This window comes from Acinetobacter sp. RW6 (genome assembly GCF_041956835.1).
GTDB classification, from domain to species: Bacteria; Pseudomonadota; Gammaproteobacteria; order Pseudomonadales; family Moraxellaceae; genus Acinetobacter; species Acinetobacter calcoaceticus.
Window position 1 is genome coordinate 2,491,117 of the sequence record NZ_CP167121.1, and the last position, 23,989, is coordinate 2,515,105.

General features: G+C 38.3%; 17 protein-coding genes and 1 other RNA gene. 5 read left to right on the plus strand and 13 right to left on the minus strand.

Annotation, left to right across the window (positions count from 1 at the left end; all coding sequences use genetic code 11):
- Nucleotides 1–7 precede the first annotated feature (7 nt).
- From ACB088_RS11790 to ACB088_RS11835, 10 genes are all read right to left on the minus strand, one after another.
- A complete protein-coding gene (locus ACB088_RS11790; protein ID WP_375037058.1) occupies nucleotides 8–1,048 on the minus strand; it encodes a nucleoid-associated protein in 1,041 nt (346 codons plus the stop codon).
- A gap of 151 nt (nucleotides 1,049–1,199) precedes the next feature.
- Complete coding sequence (locus tag ACB088_RS11795) at nucleotides 1,200–2,651, minus strand: hypothetical protein (protein WP_375037059.1); 1,452 nt, start codon at nucleotides 2,649–2,651, stop codon at nucleotides 1,200–1,202.
- A 473-nt stretch (nucleotides 2,652–3,124) separates the two neighbouring features.
- Nucleotides 3,125–4,480 (minus strand): hypothetical protein, encoded by a 1,356-nt coding sequence (locus ACB088_RS11800; RefSeq protein ID WP_375037060.1) that lies wholly within the window; start codon nucleotides 4,478–4,480, stop codon nucleotides 3,125–3,127.
- A 9-nt stretch (nucleotides 4,481–4,489) separates the two neighbouring features.
- Entirely contained in the window at nucleotides 4,490–6,487 is a 1,998-nt protein-coding gene (locus ACB088_RS11805) for an ATP-binding protein (RefSeq protein WP_375037061.1), read from the minus strand.
- 7 nt (nucleotides 6,488–6,494) lie between these two features.
- Complete coding sequence (locus ACB088_RS11810; protein WP_375037062.1) at nucleotides 6,495–7,295, minus strand: DNA adenine methylase; 801 nt, start codon at nucleotides 7,293–7,295, stop codon at nucleotides 6,495–6,497.
- Nucleotides 7,296–7,618: 323 nt separating this feature from the next.
- Nucleotides 7,619–7,977: a transfer-messenger RNA gene (gene ssrA, locus ACB088_RS11815) on the minus strand.
- 160 nt (nucleotides 7,978–8,137) lie between these two features.
- Nucleotides 8,138–10,123: a gamma-glutamyltransferase gene (gene ggt / locus ACB088_RS11820; RefSeq protein WP_375037063.1), complete on the minus strand. Its 1,986-nt coding sequence runs from the start codon at nucleotides 10,121–10,123 to the stop codon at nucleotides 8,138–8,140.
- Nucleotides 10,124–10,427: 304 nt separating this feature from the next.
- Nucleotides 10,428–11,954: a DHA2 family efflux MFS transporter permease subunit gene (locus tag ACB088_RS11825; protein ID WP_375037064.1), complete on the minus strand. Its 1,527-nt coding sequence runs from the start codon at nucleotides 11,952–11,954 to the stop codon at nucleotides 10,428–10,430.
- A 6-nt stretch (nucleotides 11,955–11,960) separates the two neighbouring features.
- Complete coding sequence (locus ACB088_RS11830; protein WP_375037065.1) at nucleotides 11,961–13,112, minus strand: EmrA/EmrK family multidrug efflux transporter periplasmic adaptor subunit; 1,152 nt, start codon at nucleotides 13,110–13,112, stop codon at nucleotides 11,961–11,963.
- Between the two features lie 268 nt (nucleotides 13,113–13,380).
- Entirely contained in the window at nucleotides 13,381–13,878 is a 498-nt protein-coding gene (locus ACB088_RS11835) for a thioesterase family protein (RefSeq protein WP_004641674.1), read from the minus strand.
- Between the two features lie 142 nt (nucleotides 13,879–14,020).
- Here ACB088_RS11835 and hemB point away from each other — a divergent pair, with 142 nt between their 5' ends.
- Nucleotides 14,021–15,034, plus strand: coding sequence for a porphobilinogen synthase (gene hemB / locus ACB088_RS11840; RefSeq protein WP_009390517.1), 1,014 nt, complete (start codon nucleotides 14,021–14,023; stop codon nucleotides 15,032–15,034).
- A gap of 25 nt (nucleotides 15,035–15,059) precedes the next feature.
- The gene (locus tag ACB088_RS11845) at nucleotides 15,060–16,175 is read left to right on the plus strand and encodes an NAD(P)/FAD-dependent oxidoreductase (RefSeq protein WP_375037066.1); all 1,116 of its coding nucleotides are present in this window, start codon (nucleotides 15,060–15,062) and stop codon (nucleotides 16,173–16,175) included.
- Here the strand turns inward: ACB088_RS11845 and ACB088_RS11850 are convergent.
- On the minus strand, nucleotides 16,167–17,072 hold the full coding sequence (locus tag ACB088_RS11850; RefSeq protein WP_375037067.1) for a TIGR01777 family oxidoreductase: 906 nt from the start codon (nucleotides 17,070–17,072) through the stop codon (nucleotides 16,167–16,169). The genes ACB088_RS11845 and ACB088_RS11850 overlap by 9 nt on opposite strands.
- A gap of 87 nt (nucleotides 17,073–17,159) precedes the next feature.
- Nucleotides 17,160–17,612: an ABZJ_00895 family protein gene (locus tag ACB088_RS11855; RefSeq protein WP_003653232.1), complete on the minus strand. Its 453-nt coding sequence runs from the start codon at nucleotides 17,610–17,612 to the stop codon at nucleotides 17,160–17,162.
- A gap of 380 nt (nucleotides 17,613–17,992) precedes the next feature.
- On the opposite strand from ACB088_RS11855, the gene ACB088_RS11860 reads away from it, so the two are divergent.
- On the plus strand, nucleotides 17,993–18,370 hold the full coding sequence (locus ACB088_RS11860) for a VOC family protein (RefSeq protein WP_375037068.1): 378 nt from the start codon (nucleotides 17,993–17,995) through the stop codon (nucleotides 18,368–18,370).
- A gap of 71 nt (nucleotides 18,371–18,441) precedes the next feature.
- Here the strand turns inward: ACB088_RS11860 and ACB088_RS11865 are convergent, their stop codons facing one another.
- Entirely contained in the window at nucleotides 18,442–18,918 is a 477-nt protein-coding gene (locus tag ACB088_RS11865) for an OsmC family protein (RefSeq protein WP_375037069.1), read from the minus strand.
- 164 nt (nucleotides 18,919–19,082) lie between these two features.
- On the opposite strand from ACB088_RS11865, the gene ACB088_RS11870 reads away from it, so the two are divergent.
- Together ACB088_RS11870 and ACB088_RS11875 are read left to right on the plus strand one after the other, a co-directional pair.
- The gene (locus ACB088_RS11870; RefSeq protein ID WP_375037070.1) at nucleotides 19,083–20,351 is read left to right on the plus strand and encodes an exonuclease SbcCD subunit D; all 1,269 of its coding nucleotides are present in this window, start codon (nucleotides 19,083–19,085) and stop codon (nucleotides 20,349–20,351) included.
- 9 nt (nucleotides 20,352–20,360) lie between these two features.
- The gene (locus ACB088_RS11875; protein ID WP_375037071.1) at nucleotides 20,361–23,957 is read left to right on the plus strand and encodes an SbcC/MukB-like Walker B domain-containing protein; all 3,597 of its coding nucleotides are present in this window, start codon (nucleotides 20,361–20,363) and stop codon (nucleotides 23,955–23,957) included.
- Nucleotides 23,958–23,989 lie beyond the last annotated feature (32 nt).

Here is a 23,989-nt window from a genome sequence, read left to right on the forward strand (position 1 = left end):
TTAGTTATTAAATATCCTTCGTTGTTTGATTTAATTTCTCCTCCTCCAATTCTTGACGTAATTTTTCAGGTAAATCACTTATTGATAATACACCATTTTCATATTTAAATTGATTTCCCAATAATTCACGTTCAAAGCTTAAGGAAAACTTATTATTTTTAAATGAAATCTTCTTGAAAGTTCGCAATGTTGTCTTATCAATTTGAATATATTCAGAAATCTTACGCTCATTACTAGCATAAGTAAGGAACTCTTCATCATGATCTGGAAAAATATGCTTTGCTATACTACTTAATAAAATTGTTTCATCAAGTTTTTGTTTTTCAGTAATAAAGCTATGTACTTCTCTTAAATTCTTATCAATAGAGTCTTGATCTAAATTTAACGTATTTTTTGAAAATTCCTGAATTGCTTTTCTTAACTCTCTAGTTTCTGTTTGTGCAGCTTTTTTATCTAATTGGCAACCAAGGAAAGCCTCAAAATAATCACGAATTTCAGCAGCGCGTCCAGCTTTGAACTTTACATATCGATGAGATAAATCTGATTTCCAATCTGATATATTTATACTCGCCCCTAAATGTAACATGGATAAATTTAACAAATGACTGGCAACAAATTCTAAATCATTAGTCACGTCAGCACCTTTTGTTTTATTAACAATTGCTACGGCTAGACAAGTTTTATTCTTTATTTTATAAATATAGAATACTAAAAATCCACCTTTAACACTATTAAGCTTATTTTCCGCAATGATTGCTGCATAAATTTTTGATAACTCAATTGTCATCTCAACAAAATTAGAACAATTGGTATTTTCATCAAAATAATTTCTTAATGTCTGCTCAAATGCTGGTTCTAACTCAGGATTACCTTCTAAAGCAAATTCGCCATAGTTTAAGTTTGAGTTAATAAAAAGTTCTAGAAGATTATTTTTCAATTCATCTTCAAGAGAAGATAAGTCATTTTCCTGTTGTTTATAATTTATAAGTAATGGGCTTCCATCCTTAATACGACGAACCTCATGAATAATAATATTTTGAATTTCCATACTTTCCTCAAAAATTTTTGAAATTATTATAATTTATATAACTTCGTTACAACATTGTAACTAATTTAGTTAAACTGTAAAGATTAATTACACTACCAGATCCTAAAAATCAAAAGCCTAATCTATTATTAGGCTCATAGAATTTAATTTTTTACTCTTTTTTAACACTTCCTTCACTTGAAGGAATCTCACCCTTTTTATACTTAGGTATATCTAAAACTACAGATGTTTGTTCAACAACTTTCCCCAAAAGTTGGGTGATATTATTAGGCAAATCTTTCATCTTCTGATTGAAATTTTGTTCTTGTTCATCTTTACCAAAGTAAACATCTACTAATTTTTCATGTATTTCTTCTTTTTTAGTATCAGACATATCAGCTATGAATGATTTAAGAGCAGTTAAACGAAGGAAAATACCTTCATTCTTTTTCCAATACACATAACTCTTTGAAGCTAATCTGGATGTAAATGTTATAGTTGAAAAAATAAGAATAGAGAAAAGTAACCTTATTCCCAAATAAGTTAAATCTAATGAGGTATAATTACCATTATGTTTTACTGCAAAATCACTCAAACTTGAATATGAAAAATATAAAGCAAAACTGATAATAGCCAGACTCATAAAATTAAAAAAATAATAAGCTCTCATTTCCCATAAAGCCTTAGCTTTATAATCATTAGTTAATTTAATAGATGCCTCATCACTAATGAAATCTTTAAAGCTCTGTGATGTATTTTGAATTGAATTAAGTTCAGTTTTAATCAATAAATCTGTTTCACTTAACTCTTTTGTAAAACTCTCAACTACACCAACCATATCACTACGTATTTTTTCCTCAACTTTATATGCCCTTAATAGTAGTTCAGCTTCAAACTCACCGACTCTTTTATTAAACTCATTATTTAAATTAAAAATATTCGTATTTATTTCAGTAAGCCGGCTATATATACCATTTACCTCTTCACTCACTTTTAAATATGATTTATTTAAATCATCCAAATCATCATTAGCAATATTATACTTAGATAAAACAGACTTTATTTTATTTTCATATGAAACAAAATTTATATCAATTTCTTTCTTTTTATCATTTATATAACTATAAAAATTTTTCTCTAACGTAACCATCTGCTCAGAGATCGGTTTATTTTTATTCTTAATTTCTCTATAAAATTTCAAAAAATCTAATCTTAATTTATTTAAATCCTCCCAAGACTCCATAATAACTTTATAAAATTGAACATTATCTTCAAAGAATTTGTTTTTTATATAATTAAACTGTAACGTTCCCAATCTTTCATTAAGATTGTAATTATATTTTTTTATTAAATTATAATTTTCTTCATTTACATAACTATCAATTAAAACTTTATTTTCTTCATTACTATCCCAAGCTTGTGATTCTCTTATAGCTCCATTAAAGTTACCTCGATTAATATTTTTTACATTTGCCTTAAAAAGAACAAATTCTTTTTTTAATTTCATTGCCGCTTCAATATATATTCCATTAACATCATTATCTCGCAGCATAGAAACATATTCGTCCACTATATTTTCATATCTTTCTAATTTTTCTATTGAAATATTCAATTCTTCAAACATTTAATCCCCCTTATTTTCCTAAATAATTATTTTTATTTTACAATAATTATTTTTATTTTTAAATCTTCAATATTACTACTTAACTAATATTTTATATCTTATTGATATTTTTTATTTATGCTATTAAGAATAAAGCTATAAATTATCGCTTATTAAGCTCACTAATTTGTCCTTTAAAAGAAAAAACCCTGAAACTTACGTTTCAGAGCTTCAAAATTTTGTTGAAGATGGCGGGAGTTGAACCCGCGTCCGCCAGCACTACGCTCGAGAATACTACATGCTTAGATATCGTCTATTGTTTTAACACCAAGTGACCGGACGAACAGGGTACAAGTAGTAATAAAAATGACGAAGCTAAGTGTTTGCCTTAATCCTTTATCTCTATATTACAAGGGCGAATTACTTTAAATCAGCGCAGAAAAATAAAGTTCTGTTGCAGCATTGGGGCTTGAACCTAACTACTAATATAAAAGTTATTTCATACCTACTTTAAGACGATCAAAGGCAAATAGTTTAAGAACATTGGCACTCGGATAGCTAGATAAACTAGCAATACCGTTAGCTAATACAATAGGTAATAAAGCATTTTTATATTTAACAGTTACTAAAGAATGTAACCCCTCTATAATCTTTTCTAACCCTATCAAATCCGATGATCTAGGGAAGTTGATATAATCTTCATCTTCACTAGTTTTATACTCATAAGGCGGTATATTCAAAACGACCGCTGTTTTACTATCAATTTTTACTAGCACCTTCTCTCCAAAATTAGTTTTTAAACCATATTCATTTTCACGGAATGGGGCACATTGTACTGATTCACGAATATATTTATGAGTTAGTGGCTTATAAGATGAAAACTTTTGGGATGGCTCTTTTGGTTCTAAATTTCTTTCAATACTTTGAAAGAAATCATCAAATGCTCCTGTTTTTTCTTGTCCCATCATATAAATTGGTGAGTTTGCATCCACAGCAAATTTCAAAAATTCTCTAATATTAGGAACTAATTTTGAATATTGGCTTCTCAAACTTAAAGGGCCATCTTTAATAAAGAGTATATGAGACAATTGATCTCTATCATGTTCCCAGAAGAATCGAATTGCACTGAATAATGTAATAGTTTCATGAATTAACATATAACTTGTAGCTAAACTGTCAGGAGCTGAAAATTCATTCATTTCCATATGAAAGCCTATTACATCAGTAGAGAATACTTCACCCTGACAATGAGGACAATTCATTTTATCTTGATTATATGGGATACCTGTTATTTGTCCCAGACAGTTCAAATAAGGACATTGAAATGAAGGAGAATAACTTTGCTGACGAGAATCCCATTTCTTATATATTAACCACTTATACGTTTCATATATATGTCCATGTTGAGATGGATCATTAAATGATTCAAAAACTATTCTTCTAACAGAGTCATATAAACTAATATCTTTTAAACGAATATTTTTTAATGGGAAAACAGTTGAATGAAGATGAGCAGAGTTTTGCATTAACTTTTTCATCTGCAATGGGTGCGGATATTTTTTATCTATATGTTCGAGACTTGATTCATCTAAAGCAAAAAGAGCAGTTTTAACAAAAGCTAATTCTTTTTTAACTGCACCCACTCCTACTACAGAAGCAATTGACCCATCTACACAATAGATAAGCTTGAAAGGTGAGGGTTTATGTTCTAAATTTTTCCACCCCAAGTTGTCCTCAGAATAGATCTCTTCTGCTTTTATTGCCTCAAATTCTTCTATAAGTTTTTTTACATGTTCACTTTTCAATACATCTAAATGACCTAATTTAGAAGCTGTTTCTGTCTGATACATAATCTAACCTCAACTTCCAAAATGCTTAACCTGAACGGGTACAACAAATCTATGAGATTGAGTTAACATTCTCATATAGCCAGGTGTTTTAGATGAAAGTATATCTTCTTGTACTCCATCATAATAAACATTTACTTTGCCCAAGGATTTTGCTTCATCCTGTGAAGATAAATGACCTACAAAAAAATTTTCAGTTTGAGCCAATAACTCTTGACTAATAGTACTAGGACTTTGCGTTGAATAAATCATCCCAATATGGAATTTAGCCCCTTCTTTTGCAAATCGGCTATAAACATCCGTATTATCCTTTACAGTTCTAGGAAAAAGGTTATGCGCTTCTTCAAAAAATAAATTCACAAAGTGAGATTTAAGACTATTACTTGTAAATTTACGTTCTTGCTCTTGAAATACTGCTGTCGAAATCATATTAGAAAAGTACTTTCTAACCTTATCATCAGCACTTCCTAAATCCAAAATTACTGTTTTGGATCCATTTAAGTCATCAATAATTTGTTTAATCAAATTTTGAGCATCTGGTGAGTGGTATTTCTTATAATCTGTAATCCATTGAGTTCCTCGTCCTGTATTAGGATTCAGAAAGGTCAACATAACAACGTCATCACCATCAAATAACTCATTTTTTTGACCTGAAGTAGAAAGCAAAGGATCTTTAGAGTTAAGAACATATTTCGCTATTGAAGCATATTCTCGCTTCATTTGACTCAGTGTTTTAGGTCTTGCTGGAACTCCATCACTTGTCCCAGATTCAGCATCAATAAAACTATAAACTTTAAAACGGACATCATCAGTAAAGCCTGGGTCAAATCCATTTGGTCCATTTGCTACAAATGGAATTAATGCTTTTAATTCTCCTTCATTAGCTTGAAATGCTGATTGATTCAGAATAGACCAAAACAATTGTATTTTACGATATGCTCTAATTTTTTCTCCAAAACCCATATTATTACAGAGTTCGAAAGTAGGTAGTTCCAAATTGGCAAATGATTTAACATAGCCACTCAAGTTACCTTCAGCTTGTAATAAACTACCTAAGACCCTCATTCCTTCAGATGGGTCTGTATAAAAATTTAAACGTAATGGTTTTGATGGAGTTTCATCCTTCTGAATTAAAGCATAGACTTGGCAATGCTCACTATGCATTTCTCGAAGGGAAATATTTTGATGATTTGTATTAGCATATTCACCGTTTATATCAAAAATTAATTGTCCACATTTGTATTTTGATTGACTTGCTAAAGCCTCAATAGTTGCATTAGCAATAATCTTAACTACGTTTGATTTACCTAAACGTGTTTTACCAAACATAGCAGTCCTAGCTCCAAGAAAATCTTTTAAAGAAATTTGGACTGATACATCTTCAAGATTTGACTTAGCATTATTAAAAGGTAAACGGCACTCAGTAAGTCTAAGTTTACCAATTGATTGGTTAAGCTCAGACTTAACCATTCCATTGATAATAATATTTAATATCCTTTCATCAGGAGCAAAAACACGATAACGATGTGCAGAAACTACAGCGTTAATATCACCTGAAAATTCAATTTTTTTTGCATCATCAGGATTTGGATAAAACATACCTAATAAATCACAATCAATGCTTCCCCATTGCAATTCACTTACTGTCCATCTATCTAATTCAGGCATACTCTTTTTATGTAATTCAAAGTAGGTCTGTTGAACACTATTGGTTAATGGTGTTGGGGCTACACCCGAAACTCTGAGTAATGAAAAATGAGGAGCAATACCTTCTAAATCCTCAGGAACCATAATCAAAAAAGATCCCCTTGGCATTCCACCAATTGCTTTTTTATATGGATCACTTGTAATAATTCTTACTGTATTAAATCCTATATCAATAACATAACCAGCAAACTTCCAATTATCTGTACTACTAACCAATTCTTTAGTCTTTTCTTCATCTAAAAACTGATTTAAAATTGATAGTGGGTTTCCCGAAAAACGTGTTTTTGTTAGAAAGTCATGCATAGTAACCTCATATATTACATGTAATTATTAACTCTTCATATTTATTACGATTAGTACCATTTGCGGCAATACTACTATATCTAGATATTTCTTTAATATTGAAAGAAGAACTATATAATTCTCTTATAGATTCATGATTAGCATTTGTAATTATAATTTTTGCACCCTTTTTTTGAGCGTTTTCTGCAGCCTTTGCTAATCTTTCTTGATCTGCCCATGAGAATAGAACTTCATTGTATTTTATAAAGCCATTATTATTGTGTCTAACAGTATAAGGAGGGTCCAAAAAAAGTAGATCATTTTTTTTGGCTTTATTAATGAGATTTTCAAAATCCCCACATACTAACTCAGCATTTTTTAGGCTTTTAGACCATTCTTCCCATCTATCTTGATCTTGTATTACATTCGTTTTAGTACCAATAGGTACATTAAATTTTCCCTTTAAATTTACTCTATAAATACTGTTAAAACAGGTTCTATTTAAATAAATAAATTGAGCTGCAATTTCTACTTCATTATCAAAAATTTGATCTCGTATTAAATAATAATATTCTTTACAATGTTTCTTATGATGATTTTTTAATAAGTTTACTACTTCTAAATGATGATCTCTTACAGCTCTGTAAGTAATAATTAGATCTTTATTAGTGTCTCCTAATATACTTTTCTTTGGCTGTAAAGCATAAAAAAAACTAGCACCACCTAAAAATGGTTCAATATATTTCCCACTAAAATCAATGTTAAAAAGTTCTGGAGCAACTTTTCCTAACCACCGCTTTCCACCAGTCCAAGCTAAAAAAGGATTCATACAATTTTAATTAATTATCTCTATTACCTAGGAGTGCCTTGGATACTCATAATTAGTTTTTAAATAGTATTTTTTCCAAGAGTTAATTTTTGTAAGTATACCTAAAAGATGTATAAGCTTCTATTGATTTAATTTGCTTAGAAATAAATATTTCAATTTAAACTCTTTAGATCATAGAATTTCTAAATAAATACTAGCTAACTTTTAACTCTTAGGGCAATAATCTTTCAATATTCATTAATTATTAGAAAACTAATTATAGTAATAATTCTATAAGACATAAAAAACCCCGAAACTTACGTTTCAGGGTTTTTCACGAATTTTGGTGGAGATGGCGGGAGTTGAACCCGCGTCCGCCAGCATTACGCTCGAGAATACTACATGCTTAGATATCGTCTATTGTTTTAACACCAAGTGACCCGACGAACAGGGTACAAGTTGCGATCCTCTAAGTTTGGTATAAAGCCCCGAGGCTTGACTCTATACGGACTTGTGTGCGTGCGCTACGGTCGGGTTCCTAAACCACAAGTATTCTAGGAAGCGGACAAACTGCCCTTAGGCAGCTAGAGCGTAAGTTTCGTCGTTTGCGACTAAAATATGCAAATTTGATTTACGAGAGAAAATGCGCTCTCGGCATGCATCTATGAGTTTCATCACCAGCGTCGAAGCCAATAACATCCCCATGAATGTCTGAGCATCATAGCATAACTAAAATAAAATACTGTGCATTTTATCAACAGTCCGCTACTGATGAACATATTTACATAATGGAGAGCCTTTTGTTTTTTTCAAGGGTCACATAAAAAAGCTGCCAAAAATGACAGCTTTTTTTAAAGTTGGGTCTATAAAGCACCATTGCCTAACACAATACCCTCACGACGTGGGTCTACCCCTCCTGCATATTTACTCTGATTATTAATATTTACTTTCATAATCGTTGAAATACCGCTGGTTTGCGCAGTGTTAGCAACACCATGCCCTTTTGCCTTTAAGCCTTCAATCAAGTCAACTAAAGAAAGCTGCACATTTGAGCTATCTACATTGGTGTTTTTGCTATTGGTTGCTCCAAAGTTAACAAGCGAAGTGGCCTGCTGTGCATTTAAGTTCCAGTCCAGCGCACCCACCAAAGTTTTAACCACATATTGAATGATGGTACCGCCACCTGGTGAACCCGTTGCCATATAAAACTCATCTGGCGTAGTGCCTTTAAACACTAAGGTTGGCGCCATGGTACTACGTGGGCGTTTGCCACCTTCCACACGGTTAGCAACCAGTGCTCCAGTGCTATCAAGCGGGTTCGCGCTAAAATCAGTTAACTGGTTCGACAGCAAGAAACCATCCACCATGTGGAATGAACCCATGCTCGATTCAACAGTCGATGTCATTGAAACTACATTGCCATAGGCATCTACAATCGTGAACTGAGTTGTTCCGTGTTCAACAGTGGTATCGACACCCGAAGCTGGGTTGAAATTACCCGCTGGTGCAACGCCCATACTTTGGTTCGGGTTAATCAGTGATGCCCGTTGTTTTAAGTAATTTTTATCAATAAAGCTTGCAATGCCCTGTGCTGGTAAAGCGACAAAATCTGTGTCTGCTACATATTTATCGCGGTCAGCATAGGCCAAACGTTCTGCTTCAGACACTAAATGCACACCCATCACATCTGGCACACCACCTTCATTTTCAGGGTTTTTAGGTGGATAAAGCGACATATCAAAGTTTTCTAAAATACCCAGAGTTTGCGCAACCGCAATCCCTCCCGAAGATGGAGGCGGCATGGTACACACATAGTAACGGTCACGATACGTCGTACAAATCGGGTCGCGTTTTTTAACCTGATAGTTCGACAAATCCTGCAAGGTCATTAAACTTGGCGTAATTGGAGTTTTTGCTAGGTCATCACCTACTGTTTGGCTTGCTTTTGTCACAATCGCTTGTGCAATTGGACCCGTGTGCAGTGCATTTGCACCTTGTGAAGCAAGTGCTTCAAGGGTTTTTGCATAAGCTTTATTGGTCATGGTCTCACCCACTTTACGTGGTGAACCATCTGGGTAGAAATAGGTCGCCATTGCATTTGCATCGAGCGCTAAGCTGTTTGCATTGCTTGCAATTGCATCTGCCAAACGGCCCGGAATACGGAAACCATTGTCAGCTAAACCAATCGCTTCACCAAAAAGCTGGTTCCACTTAAGCTTGCCATGTTCTTTTTGCGCTTGTTCGAGCAAACGCATCACACCAGGCACACCAATTGAACGACCACTACGGCGGGCACTTGGTACAGGCGCTGGTGAATTTGGGTCATATATATCTTGGCGAATTAAATAATATTCGTTGGCTGCGGCTGGTGCTGTTTCACGGCCATCATAAGCAGTGATTTTTTTGGTTTTGGCGTCGTAATACATCATAAAACCACTACCAGCAATCGTACTCGACTGTGGCTCGACCAAACCAAGTACTGCTTGTACCGCAACGGCTGCATCGACTGCACTACCGCCTGCTTTTAAAACGTCACAACCTGCTTTTACCGCAAGTGGCGTGTTTGCCACCACCATATATTTATCTGCGTATTTAACCGTGTTACCGAGTCTATAACCCGATGCACCTTCAGGCGCTGCTGGGTCACCATTTTGGTTTGAACCGACCACCACGCTTGAACCGTCTTGTGCCAGTTTGCTACAACTGGTGGGGTCATTATCTACAATTAAATTGGGCGGGGTTGTATTTGAATCATCCTTGGGCTGATCTGACGAGGAGTCATCTCCACATCCTTGTAATAAACCGACTGCTAATAAACTACTGAACAAAAATGAATATCTTTTATTCACGTGATAACTCCAATATATACGCCTGCCTATCCATGCAATTGCCATGCAAGCTTCTTTGTTTTCAGGTATTAAGTTTTTTTAATCTTTGATAAAAATAAGGTTTTATAATATTGAATGTTTAAGGGCGATTTATCCTGTGCCCTGTCTGATGCCTCCTTGCTTGATATCACACTCTTTTATAACTGATTTGCCCGATTCTGGCATGCTTTATTTCGCTAAATACAGGCAAAATCTGTCATTTATAGACTCGCTCTATTTTTTAGTGGACCTAAAAAAAGCACCTCCGGAGAGATGCTTTTGATGTTTAGTGAGAAGGCATTCCGCTGACATCTCCTTTGGGTTTCGGACACAGCCAAATGACCAGCCCCGCAAAAACAAACACCATCGCAAACAGTAAAAACACATGGTTTGCCGACATGGTAATGGCTTCTTTATCAACGAGGTTTGAAATGATTCCTAAGGTCGAATCAGCCGAAAAACCATTTTGCGCAAGGTTATTTTGAACTTCGGCAGTATTTAGGTTTGAGACCATTTCACTACGTGCAACTTTGGCGTGATCGTCCCACACAGTCACTGCAATTGAAGCACCAATCGCCCCTGCCATGGTTCTTAAGAAGTTCATGAGGCCCGCAGCAGATGCAATTTCTTGCTGAAGCACAGAACCCAGCGCAATGTTTGACAGTGGAATAAAGAAGAACGGTACGGCAAAACCTTGTAGGATTTGTGGCCAAGCCAGTGCCATAAAGTCGGCATCTGTGGTCCAGAATGCCCGCATTAAGGTTACAGCACCCAGCAAAATCAAACCAAAACTCGCAAGCGCACGTGGGTCATGTTTGGTCGAAAGCTTTGCCACAATCGGTGACATGGTCAAACTACCAAACCCCATGGTTGCGGTTAAATAACCGGCCCATGTGGCGGTGTAGGAAAGGTTCATTTGCAGCCACTGCGGAATCAGTACAATACTGCCAAAGAAGGCTCCAAAACCGAGTGACAGAGCTAACACTGAAATAGCAAAGCCCCTATGCCTGAACACCTTCACATCCACCACGGGGTGCTTATCGGTCAGCTCCCATATGAGGAACACCACAAAGCCAATGGCGGCGGTTAAAGCAAGTACCACAATGCTGGTGCTGTTAAACCAGTCGCGTTCGTGCCCCAAATCGAGCATGAGCTGTAGCGCACCAATCCACAGTATTAACAGACCTAAACCAACAGTGTCGATTCTTAAAGAAATCGTTTCTGTTTCGGCTGGTTTGAGCAAACGGATTGCCGCTAAAACACAAATAATGCCGACTGGAATGTTAATAAAGAAAATCCAGTGCCAAGACAGGTTGTCACTAATCAGACCACCCAAAATTGGTCCTAAAATTGGTCCAACCACTGTGGTCATTGCCCACAAGCCCATCGCCTGTGCATGCTTTTCTTTAGGGAAAATACGCATCAGCAAGGTTTGGCTGAGTGGCATAAGTGGGCCACCGCATAGACCTTGTCCAATACGGAAAAACACCAGCATGCCTAACGAGTTTGCTAGGCCGCACAAGAAAGAAAAAATGGTAAAACCAATCAGGCCAAAAATAAAGACTCGGACGGTTCCAAAGCGGCCCGCAAGCCAACCCGTTAAAGGTACACAAATCGCTTCTGCAACTGCATACGAGGTAACGACCCATGTCCCTTGTGTACTGGAAACAGCAAGGTTACCGGTAATGTGTGGTACAGATACGTTGGCAATGGTCGTATCGAGTACGACCATAAAGTTCGACAAGGCAATAACAAACGCTGCCAGTAATAAACGGCCACCGCTCAGCTCGGCAAAAGGTGTTTGCGTTTTCATAAGCGTTTACTTCGCAGATAGGTCGACTTTTGCTTCCATCGACAAGCCAACACGCAGTGGGTGTTCAGCAAGTTCTTTCGGGTCAAGTGCAATACGAACTGGTAAGCGTTGAACCACTTTAATCCAGTTACCTGTTGCATTTTGAGCCGGAATTAAGGCAAAGGCAGAGCCTGTACCACCAGAGAAGCCCATCACTTTGCCGTGATATTCGACATCATCACCATATAAATCTGAAGTAAGTGTGACGATTTGACCCGAACGGACTTTTTTCAACTGACTTTCTTTAAAGTTCGCATCTACATATAAATCGTTGAGCGGCACAATCATCATCATGCTGGTGCCCGGTGCAACGCGTTGGCCCACTTGAATATTACGACGCGTCACCACACCATCAACTGGCGCACGGATTACGGTACGTTCCAAATCAAGCTGAGCTTGTTCAACATGTGCTTGTGCAACTTGTACATCAGGTGTTGAAACTTCATTTACACCCTGAATTAAAGCCTCGTTCGCAGCTAAAGTACTTTCAGCAGCTTTACGGCTTGAAGATGCTTGCGCTAAACCTGCTTTAGCAAGCTCTAGCCCTGCTTTAGCGGTTTCTACAGTACTTTGTGCTTTAGTGAGTTCTTCTTTAGACACTGCACCAGAAGCGGCAAGTTGCGCACGGCGATTCAGCTCTAAAGCAGCTCTGTCATAGTCAGCCTGTGCTTGAGCAACTTGCGCTTTAGCACTGTTAATTTCATCGGCACGCACCACAACTTGAGAGTTTAAAGAACTACTGTTTGCTGCAGTTTGTTTATATTGGCGTTTTGCTTTGGCAAGCTCTGCCTCAGCTTGCGCCAATGCAATTTTGGCATCACGGTCATCAATACGAACCAGCACATCACCACGATGTACTGTTTGGGTATCTTTTACCACAACCTGAGCGACCTGCCCGCTTACCATTGAGGTGATTTGAGCCGTTTCTGCACCGACATAAGCATTATCCGTACTCACGGAATGATTTAAAAATAATGCCCAGATTGCATATAAAATAGCGGCGATCAATAAAATCAGCGCAAAAAAACCAAGAAATTTTTTGCGCTTGTTTTGATTGTTATCATCCGAGGCAGATGTTGTTGGCACTGTTTCTTGTACATTGCTTTGTGCATCAGTCATGGTATGTTCCTAAAGATGGGTTGGCTTTGCCATCAATCTCGCACTACACCTTGTTATAGAGTTTTTATTTTTCTATAAACAAGACATACCGCATTGTCAAAGGAGCTAATTTTAACGCTAAAACCTCATGATATGAGAATAAAAAATGATAACTAATGCGTTCGTTCTAATTAAATTAATGTTTATCTCAAAGTTTTTGTGAAAATTTCTGCTTTTCAAATACTAAAAAAAGCGCACTTGGCGCTTTTTAACGACTTAAATCGGTAACTTAATAGGCGTATGAAGCAATACCCGCAGCAATTGCTTTACCTTCATCATTGACCATGGTCATGCGCATGGTGCAACCCTTACGACCTAAACGCAGAACTTCGGCACGTGCAATAAAGTATTTACCACGCCCCGGCGCCAAATAATCTACACGCATGTCGACAGTTGCCAAACGCGACACTTGCTTAATGGTCTCGGTTAAAGTTTCCGGCGTTGAACGACGATATAAGTGTTCCATTGCCACAATACCGCCAATGCTATCGAGCAAGGTTGCAGCAACTCCACCATGCAAAATCTGAAATGCCAGATTACCAATCAGGTCGGGTTGCATCTCGATATAGCCTTCAATCTGCCCATCCACCACACGCATAATCATTCCACTATGCTTAAAAAAAGGAGAGCTATTAAACGCCTTACATAATTGCTTAAGAACTACATTCAGGTCAGTTTTTGCACCTAAATGAATGCTCCCAGTCCAATTTTTCTTTTCATCACTCATACGTTGCCTAAATTTAAAAGCATGATAAACACCCATAATTTTGTACAAATCCAGCATTATGGGGCTACAATACAGCAGTCGGTTGACAGTAATGGAATATCCGCCAACCTCTCCTAGTGTAATACCGAACATCGAGATTGTTATGACTTATACGTTCAATCGTCCTGCATTTCCAGCCACTCGCATGCGCCGTATTCGTAAAAATGACCAGTTGCGTGCGATGGTCAGCGAAACACAGCTCACTACCAATCACTTGATTTATCCAGTATTTGTATTACCGGGACAAAATCAGACCCAAGATATTCCAAGTATGCCAAACATTCAGCGTTTGTCGGCAGATTTATTACTGAAAAAAGCTGAAAGACTTCTGGAATTGGGCGTATCAAAACTGGCTCTTTTTCCAGTCACCCCTCAAGAAGATAAAAGCCTGACCGCAGAAGCTGCATGGCATGAAGATGGTTTAGTTCAAACCACCTGCCGTTTGCTTAAAAAAGAATTACCAGAAATGGTGTTAATCACCGATGGTGCACTCGACCCATACACTACACATGGTCAAGACGGCATTATTGATGACACTGGTTATGTGCTGAATGACGAGACTGTAGAATGCTTGATTAAACAAGCATTAAGTCACGCTGAAGCAGGTGCTGAAGTGATTGCACCAAGTGACATGATGGATGGCCGTATTGGTGCTATTCGTCAAGCTTTAGAAGCCAATGGTCACATCTATACCAACATCATGGCCTACTCTGCGAAATATGCGTCGAGCTTCTATGGCCCGTTCCGTGATGCTGTTGGTTCTGCATCCAACCTAAAAGGTGGTAATAAATATAACTACCAGATGGACTTTGCCAACCGTGCCGAAGCGTTACATGAAATCGCGCTTGATATTCAAGAAGGCGCCGACATGGTGATTGTAAAACCGGGCATGCCATATCTGGATGTGGTACGTGAAGTGAAAGATACCTTTGGTATTCCAACATTCATTTATCAAGTAAGTGGCGAATACGCAATGTTAGCGGGCGCAATTCAAAATGGCTGGTTATCAGACTCAGTGATTTTAGAATCACTCATGTGCTGCCGCCGCGCTGGTGCAGACGGGATCTGGACTTACTTTGCAGAAACCGCTGCTGAAAAACTCAAGGAAATGAACTAAGTTCGCAGAGAAAGGATAACACTGCATGCATATTGCAATCATTGGTGCGGGCATTAGTGGATTAATGTCTGCGCTAGAGTTGGTTGAACAAGGCTGTACCGTCAGCATTTTTGATCAACAACAAGCGGGACAAGCAGCCTCTTGGGCTGGCGGAGGTATTCTTTCTCCGATGTACCCGTGGCGCTATGTGCATGCAGTGAACCAACTCGCTCAATTTGGCAAGGCCTCTTATCAAGCATGGAACCAAAAGCTCTACCCTATTACAGGGATTGATTTTGAAATTCATGACACAGGCATGCTCATTTTTGATGAAAAAGATTTTGACGTTGGACTTTCCTACGCCAAGCAACATCAAGAGCCGATGCAGCGCTGTGAATATTTACAGCGAGATGCGCTAGAACAAGTTAATCCACATATTTCCGATCAGTTTCAAGAAGCGATTTATTTCCCTGAACTGTCTAATATTCGCAATCCACGCGTATTACAGTCGCTGATTAGTTATTTAAAACAACATCCAAATGTTGAGCTTTTTGAGCACGTTGCTGTTAAAAAACTGATTCAACATGGCGATGTGATACAAGCGCTACAAACCGAAGATGGTCGTAAACATACAGCAGATCATTTTGTAATAACTTCGGGTGCTTGGAGCCATTACTGGAACTCACAATTACAACTCGAAATTCCAGTCGAACCTGTTCAAGGTCAAATGTTGTTATTTAAAACCCCTGCTCACTGGCTACCGACCATGTGCATGAATCGAGTCATGTATTTGATTCCACGTATGGACGGTCATATTGTGTGTGGGTCTAGCATGGCACATCGTGGTTTTGACACCACTACTGACGAAACCACCCAGCACAATATTTTAGAAGCGTGTTTAGAAATGGTGCCTGAACTGGCAGATTTTCCGATTGTACAGCGCTGGGCAGGACTCAGACCAAGTTCACCAAATGGCGTTCCCTATATTGGCAAAATGCCTGAAATGGACAACCTCTGGGCAAACTTTGGTCATTTTAGAAATGGTTTATGCATGGGCGCAGGCTCTGCTCAATTGCTCCGTCAGCTTATGCTGGGTCAACCAACGTTAGTTGATGCAAAAGCATATTCACCAGAGCGCCTACAAAATAAAATCTTAGCCTGACGCGAGTACATTCTCTAAAGCAATTTTTAACTGAGGATAAGCAAACTCAAATCCTTCAGCTTGTAAGGCAGCAGGTTTAACGTATTGCCCATTTAAGATCAATTGCGATTGCTCCCCTAACAAACAGCGGAAAACCGTACTGGGTGCTGACAACAGTGGTTTCTTATTGAGTACCGCAGCAGCTTGTTCAACAAATACCTTCTGGGTCACATTTTCTGGCGCTACTACATTATGGATCTGAGCTGATTGAGGATGCTTAAATATAAACTCGATTGCGTTTAACACATCTTCAATGTGTACCCAAACTACTGGCTGACGACCTTGACCAATTTGACCGACTAAATTGAGTCGAATAGGAAGCAACATTTTAGGCAAGATGCCACCGCCCTGCCCAAACACCACACCTAAGCGAATAATTTTGGTATTTTGCTGAGTATCTGCTAAAGCTGCGCGCTCCCATTCTTGGCAAAGCTCAGACATAAAAATAGGCTGTGGTGAACTTTGTTCGGTGCACAATTCTGCCCATTTTTCTTGATCATCTATACCGTAATAACCAATCGCTGAGCCAGAGACAATCACTTCTGGAAAAATTTCAGATTGCTTTAGCCATGCATATAACTTTCGTGTCGTGTTCACTCGGCTTTCAATGAGTTGTTTTTTGCGTGATTCGGTCCAGCGTTTTTCGCCAATATTTGCACCCGCCAAATTCACGACATAATCAATTTGACGTGTCGAAATATCTTCAAACTTTTGCACCCACTGTAAGGCAGGATGGTCAGATTTCTTCCCAACCTGCCGCGTAACAGCAATCACGTTATAATTTTTTTGCAGCAGGAACTTAATTAAATGCGTTCCGATAAAACCACTAGCACCCGTAATTAATACATTCTTATTCATATTTCTTTCCTCCAAAACCGAGGACACAAGCTTTATTAGATTCTATAAGAATAATTCATGTCTAATCGTATTCATTTTTGTAGTGATCTATTGCACATTAAACATTTTGCTTGCCATTCGCTGTGCCTGTTTCCCATAAAACCAATAGGTAATTAAATAAAGCGGGATCGCTAACATTAAAAGCATAATGAGCATAATGCTTAAAAACTGAGGCTGTTTGAGGTAAAGCATAAAGTTCTGCAAAATCTCTGGGTCTTTTCTTGCAAATAAAAATAGGCCGAATAAAACACCACACAAGTTATAGCCCCAAAAAATCAGGGTAAAGCCTAAAGTAAATTTCTTTTTTTCTTGTACAGTCGGTGCACGGCGTTCTTTCTTTAAAAATTTAAACAGGACAAAAATCATTGCGCCTAAATATGGAACGGCTGTTAAAATACCACCTACACTCGCTGGTAATAGTGCTGCAACCACACCTACAATTAAGGTGAGTCCTATGCATAAAGCAAAAAACCAGAGAAAGTAAGAGCGTAATTTGGTCATCTTTTTGCCTAATTTATGGGTTCAAAAAATAATTATAAATTTTTTTCGATTTTTTTTCATTTTTCTGTCAACCAATCCTGATCTCTTGACGTTATATAGGGTAGTAAGGTCGCAGCAACCGAATACTTCCTTTGCACGGCATCCGCAGAATTGTATCGGTGACCTTTCATTACGACTCTTTTCTTCCTTCAGATTAGGTTTTGTTAGCAGCCGAAACCCTTGATGAAGTTTTTGACCGACGATTCTCTCATCACTCGAATCGTCGGTTTTTATTTTCTAGCGATTTCATTTCTTTTACGCTCTACATACACAATAGTTCTTTCGTGGTCATGAAGGCTATGCGTATACTTTTTACACCATAAAAATATGTTTTTAATAATATGAACAACATTGCCTATTTTGAAATCCAGTCTTCAAATCCTGCCCGAGATGCGCAGTTTTATCATGCTGTGTTTGGCTGGCAATTTAAATTAGATGAAAGTTTATCAATTGAATATTACCGTATAGAAACACCCTCAATCATGGGTGGCCTTTTAAAACGCCCCGCTCAAACGCCTCCAATGGAATATGGCACCAATGCTTTCACCTGTTCAGTTCAGGTCGAAAACTTCGATGAAGTTGCTGGAAAAATTTTAGCGCAAGGTGGCATTGTGGCCATGGATAAATTCGCCATTCCTGGTCGTGCTTGGCATGGTTACTTTGTCGATTTAGACCATAACGTTTTTGGTATTTTTCAAGTTGATGAAAATGCTGCTTAAAGATTTTATTTAACGACTCTTTGATTTTTTAATTTATAGCCACCGCCTTTTTATCGGTGGCTATTTCATATTTATTCTTCGGCAAAACTAAAAGTGGCTTCACATGTAATTGGGAAATTAACTGAGTTGGCAATCATACATTCGTGATGCGCTTCTTCATGTAATTTTGCCGCAAGCTCTTGGTCGGCACCTTTTTCTAAAATAACCGCAGGCTTTAAAATAATTTGAGTAAAGTGACCACGTTTAACTGGATCCGCATCCTCCATAAATCCAAGTGCATGGTCAACATAGCTCAGCACATGAATATGATTGGCTGCGCATAGGTGTAAATACCACAGCTTATGGCAAGCTGAAGCTGATGCAACCAATAAATCTTCTGGATTCCATCTGGTCACATCGCCTAAATAGGCAGGGTCTGATGAACCTTGAATAGTGGCTTTTTGTGGATGTTGAATACTAAAATCGCGTTTATATGAACGATAAGATGAAGTGCCTGTACCTGTATTGCCTTCCCACTGTATTTTCACTTCGTATTTATGAATGGTCATTTTGTTCTCAAAGTTCATTGTTTGAATTGATAGTAACAAAGCAAAGTTTAAAGTGACAAAACTAATTCAGATTTTATAGTGGGCTTAAATAACGAGCACTTTAAAATGTCTTTATAAAATCTCCTGCCAATTTATGCTAACGTATCTGTGTTTATTTTGGCTTGATGTCTGTTTCTATGTCCGTACATTTTCTACATACTTCTGACTGGCATTTGGGGCAGTTTTTTTATAATCATTCACGTCACTACGAACACCAAAAATTTTTAAGCTGGTTACTCACTCAAATTCAAGAAAAACAACCGCATGCCCTGCTCATTGCTGGCGATATTTTTGATGTGATTAATCCGGGTTCACAAGCACAAAAACAACTCTACCAATTTTTAGCAGATGCACACCGCATTGCACCGCACATGCAAACGCTCATGATTGCAGGTAATCATGACTCAGGCTACCGCATTGAACAGGTCGAACCACTTTTAGAAAAATACAATGCAAAAACCGTGGGCGTGGTTCGTTGGAACGAAGATAAAACTCTAGATCTCGATCGTCTGCTTTTACCTATTTATAATCAAAATCAAGAAATTGTGGCGTGGTGCCTTGCCCTACCTTTTTTGCGCTCAGCGGAAATTACAGGCTTTAATGAACATACCACTAATAGCAAAAATGCAATTGCCTATTTGCATGAACAACTGATTGCCGAAGCAAAACGTCGTAAGACACCAGACCAAGCGCTTATTTTGATGTCGCATGCTCATATGCAAGGTGGAGAAACATCCGACTCTGAGCGCCCAATTATTATTGGTAATGAAGAGGCACTTTCAACGACTTTGTTTGAAGATGCAATTGATTATGTGGCTTTAGGGCATCTACATAAACCACAAAAAGTAGGTCAACCGCACATTCGTTATAGCGGCTCACCCATTCCGCTTTCTTTTAGTGAAATTAACTATAAGCACCAAGTGGTTGAAGTCAAAATTGACCCTGTTCAAGAGACAGATCACCGTTTGCAGTTTGAAGCTGTGGAAATTCCGCGTTGTATCCAATTACACCGTATTCGTGGTGAATTAAACGATGTTCTGCAAAAACTCAAAGCTTTGCCTCACGGCGTGATTGAAAATATTGACCATCGTGAATATGTCGATATTGAATATTATAGTTTAACGCCACCACAGCCTAATTTACGCCAACAGTTTGAAGCCGCATTGCCACCTGACCGCTATCGTTTAGTGCGTATTTCACGTCAATATGTGAGCCAAGATGCTTCGGACACCGATACCTCTCAGCAAATTGCACTTGAACCACCAACACCAGAAAAACTCTTTCAAAATATTTGGGAAAAACAAGGTTACAGTGCCGATGATGCGGTGTTAAAAGATTTTCTGAGTCTGGTACAAGAAGCACAAAAAAATCTTGAAAATGATGCAACCCCTTAAGGACATGTCATGAAAATTTTATCTATTCGTATAAAAAATCTGGCATCTCTTTCTGACGAGCACTTTATTGATTTTGAAAGCGCGCCTCTAGCTCACGCAGGCTTAATTGCCATTGTGGGAAAAACTGGTGCAGGTAAGTCGACTATTTTAGATGCCATGTGCCTCGCCCTGTTTAATCGCGTTCCTCGCCTTAAAGACAGCGATGGTAAATTAAAAGATGTTGATGGTTCAGAGCTACTGACCAATTCGCCTTTAACTGTTTTACGCCGCGGTACAGGACATGGTTTTGCTGAACTTTGTTTTATTGCACAAGATCAAAAACGCTATTTAGCACGCTGGGAAATTAAACGTGCGCGTGAAAATCCGAATGGTAAATTACAAAGTGTGCAACGCCACTTAAAATGCCTGACCGATGGTGTGGTGCTTGCCGATAAAGCCAAAGCAGTTGATGAAAAAGTTAAACAAATTACCCAGCTTTCATTTGAACAATTTACCCGTGCTGTTTTACTTGCCCAGTCAGAAGTCACGGCGTTTTTAAAAGCACGAGATAGTGAACGCGGTGAACTACTTGAGTACCTGACAAACTCGAGTATTTTCGCCAAAATTGGTGAGCTGGCTTTTCGTAAAACAGCAGATATTGCAAAACAGCGTAAACAGCTTGAAGAGTTCTTAGGCCATATTGAGATTTTGTCTGATGAAGAAATCGCAGCATTTACCGAACAATATCAGCAAGCTCAAGAGAACTATCAAAAATTAGAACAACAAAAAAATGTGTTGGATAAACAACAGCAATGGTTTGAACGCAAAGCAAAACTTGAGCTTGAAGTTCAAACTAAACAGCAACAGTTTCAAAACCAGCAAAACCAGCATCAGCAACTTGCAGAGGAACGTGAGCAATTAAAACGACTCGAAGTTTTCTCTGAAATACGCCCACAGGTCTTTCAGCAGACTCAAAATTTACAAACCCTACAACAACTTGAGCCGCAAATTCAGCAAGCTCAAATTAAGTTTAATGATTTGGTTCAAATTTTTGAAACTGGACAAAAACAATATCAATCAGCAGAGCAAGAGCTCAAACAAACGCTCGATTTTGAGCAACAGCATCAATCTGCTTTAAATCAGATTCGACAGTCCATTCAAGAGCGAACATTTATTGCAGATGAATATAAAAAGTGCAAAGAAAAAAGAAATGTTCTAGAGCAGAAACTCAGCCCGTTGCAACAACAGCAAAACACGGTTCAACAACAGATTGAGCAGCTTCAACAAAATCAGGCACATCTGCAACAACAGCTTACTCAGACTGGGCAATATGCTGTATTAGATAAAGGCTTTTCAGCCCATTTACATCAACTCGGGCAATTTATTCAAAACTACGAAGCGATTGAACAACAGCTTGGAAACCCTAGTCTTGCTCGTCAAAAGCTATCGGAAGCTAAAAGTGAACTTGAACAGCTGACGGCTTCGGTGGGTACGACTGAACAGATTGAGGTAAAACTTGAGCAACAGCGTAAAGATAAAGAACAAAAGCTTGCTCAAATTACTCAGCTAGACCTCATTCAACAAAAAATTAAAATTTATCATGAGCTATATGCTGAGCTTCAGCAATTCACCGAAAAACATACTCAAACCTCCGCTCAAGAACAGCAGCTTAAAACCGTTTACCAGTTAGCTGAGCAAGACTACCAAACAGCAAAAACAGAGCGTGAAAAATTACAGCACATCTTGCAACAGCAACGTTTATTACATACAGAGAATATTGAACAGTTACGTGCCAATCTTAAAGAAGGCGAAGCTTGTTTAGTCTGTGGCAGCACGCATCACCCGTACCGCATCGATGACAGCACAGTTTCCAAGGCCTTATTCGACTTGCAGCAACAGCAAGAACAACAGGCAGTAGCGCTAGAGCAAACTAAATTTAACGCGTGGCAAAGCGAACAGCAGACACTTACCCTGTGTCGTGCCGAGCTCGAACAAGTTCAAAAATATTTATCTCAAGTTAAAGCAAAACAGACGAGCTTACAGCAAGATCTTGTTCAGCAATTAAGTCTCAACCAATTGCAAATTGATCTTGCTCAACCTCCAGAACAAACCTTACAAACTCTTAGCGAGCTTAGACAAGCAACTCAAACTGTAATAAGTTCATTTGACTCAGAAAACTTGCATTTAACCCAAGCGATTAAGCAGCAGAACCAGTTGGTTCAACACGTTCAGCGTAGTGAAAGCTTGCTCAATACAGCACAGCAATGGCAACAGCAAGTTCAACATATTGTTCAGTGCTTATCTGAGTCCGAGCAGCGCGCGTGGCAGCAGTCGAGTAGCCAAACGGCTAAGCAGACTTGGTCTATGCTTGATGCACGTGCTAAGCAACTTGAACAACAAGAACAGCTTGCTCAGCGTTTTGAACAGCAGCAACAAGAACTAAAAATGCTGACAGCTAACCTTGAGCAAATGACCAAACAAATTAATGAGATCGACCAAAATCTCAAAGAAATTACACTCAAGGGTCAACAAAATAATGAAAAAGCGGTATTACTTATTCAACAAATGACAGGCCTTTCTGACATTAAGCCTCATGATTGGTTAATTGAGCATGATGCCAAACGTCAGCATCAACAAACGGCTTATCATGCGTCTAAACAACGTTTTGAACAGACCAGACAGCACTTCGAGCAACAAAAACAGGCGCTAGATCAGCTCAAGCATCAACATCAACACACCGAGCAACATCAACAACAGATTAATGCGCAAATTCAAAACTGGTTAAACGGGCATTCTGATTTTCAGGCGCAGGACTTTACGGCGCTCATACAGATTAATTCAGCACAAGAACAAGATATCCGTAACCGCCTTAATCAGGCAGAACGTCTACTCAGTGAAGCTTCATCTGCCCTTAAGACTATGCAAGAACAATTGACTGATCACTTACAAACTCAGCCAGATATTGAATATGAAAAGCTTCTGAACTTAATTCAAGACAATATTGCAGAGCTTAAAGCCCAACTGGAAATTCGTGATCAGCTCAAACTGAAGTTAGAGATGCACCAGCAAAACCTTGCGAAACAGCAACAATATGCTGAGCAAATTCAAAACATTCAGCAAGAAGAACATCGCTGGAGCAAAATTTCAGGTCTGATTGGCGATGCCAAAGGCAAAGAGTTCCGCGACTATGCCCAGCAATATCATCTGGATATTTTAGTGGAACATGCGAATCAGCAACTGGCTATGCTTTCTCAGCGCTATACATTAAAACGACTTGACCAATCTTTAAGTCTTGCCATTATCGACCACGATATGGACGGAGAAATGCGTTCGGTTTCGTCTTTATCTGGCGGTGAATCCTTCTTAACAGCCCTCGCCTTATCTTTAGCTATTGCCAATATGGCTTCAGGTTCAATGAAAATTGAATCTCTGTTTATTGATGAAGGTTTTGGAACCTTAGATGCATCTTCTTTGCATATGGTGATGAATGCTTTAGATCAATTACAAAATCAGGGTCGTCAGGTTGTTCTCATCTCGCACATTCAAGAAATGCATGAGCGTATTCCTGTACAAATTCAAGTGAAACCACTTGGTGCTGGCGCAAGTACCATCGAGGTCATTGGTTAAAACTAAAAAGCCCCGACATCCTGTCGGGGCTT

Coding starts and splice junctions, on each gene's coding strand:
- ACB088_RS11830 (WP_375037065.1), bottom strand. CDS start 13,112: ATGACTGATGCACAAAGCAATGTACAAGAAACAGTGCCAACAACATCT.
- ACB088_RS11825 (WP_375037064.1), bottom strand. CDS start 11,954: ATGAAAACGCAAACACCTTTTGCCGAGCTGAGCGGTGGCCGTTTATTA.
- ACB088_RS11800 (WP_375037060.1), bottom strand. CDS start 4,480: ATGTATCAGACAGAAACAGCTTCTAAATTAGGTCATTTAGATGTATTG.
- hemB (WP_009390517.1), top strand. CDS start 14,021: ATGACTTATACGTTCAATCGTCCTGCATTTCCAGCCACTCGCATGCGC.
- ACB088_RS11860 (WP_375037068.1), top strand. CDS start 17,993: ATGAACAACATTGCCTATTTTGAAATCCAGTCTTCAAATCCTGCCCGA.
- ACB088_RS11855 (WP_003653232.1), bottom strand. CDS start 17,612: ATGACCAAATTACGCTCTTACTTTCTCTGGTTTTTTGCTTTATGCATA.
- ACB088_RS11810 (WP_375037062.1), bottom strand. CDS start 7,295: ATGAATCCTTTTTTAGCTTGGACTGGTGGAAAGCGGTGGTTAGGAAAA.
- ACB088_RS11875 (WP_375037071.1), top strand. CDS start 20,361: ATGAAAATTTTATCTATTCGTATAAAAAATCTGGCATCTCTTTCTGAC.
- ACB088_RS11865 (WP_375037069.1), bottom strand. CDS start 18,918: ATGACCATTCATAAATACGAAGTGAAAATACAGTGGGAAGGCAATACA.
- ACB088_RS11805 (WP_375037061.1), bottom strand. CDS start 6,487: ATGCATGACTTTCTAACAAAAACACGTTTTTCGGGAAACCCACTATCA.
- ACB088_RS11795 (WP_375037059.1), bottom strand. CDS start 2,651: ATGTTTGAAGAATTGAATATTTCAATAGAAAAATTAGAAAGATATGAA.
- ACB088_RS11870 (WP_375037070.1), top strand. CDS start 19,083: ATGTCTGTTTCTATGTCCGTACATTTTCTACATACTTCTGACTGGCAT.
- ACB088_RS11835 (WP_004641674.1), bottom strand. CDS start 13,878: ATGAGTGATGAAAAGAAAAATTGGACTGGGAGCATTCATTTAGGTGCA.
- ACB088_RS11790 (WP_375037058.1), bottom strand. CDS start 1,048: ATGGAAATTCAAAATATTATTATTCATGAGGTTCGTCGTATTAAGGAT.
- ACB088_RS11850 (WP_375037067.1), bottom strand. CDS start 17,072: ATGAATAAGAATGTATTAATTACGGGTGCTAGTGGTTTTATCGGAACG.
- ACB088_RS11845 (WP_375037066.1), top strand. CDS start 15,060: ATGCATATTGCAATCATTGGTGCGGGCATTAGTGGATTAATGTCTGCG.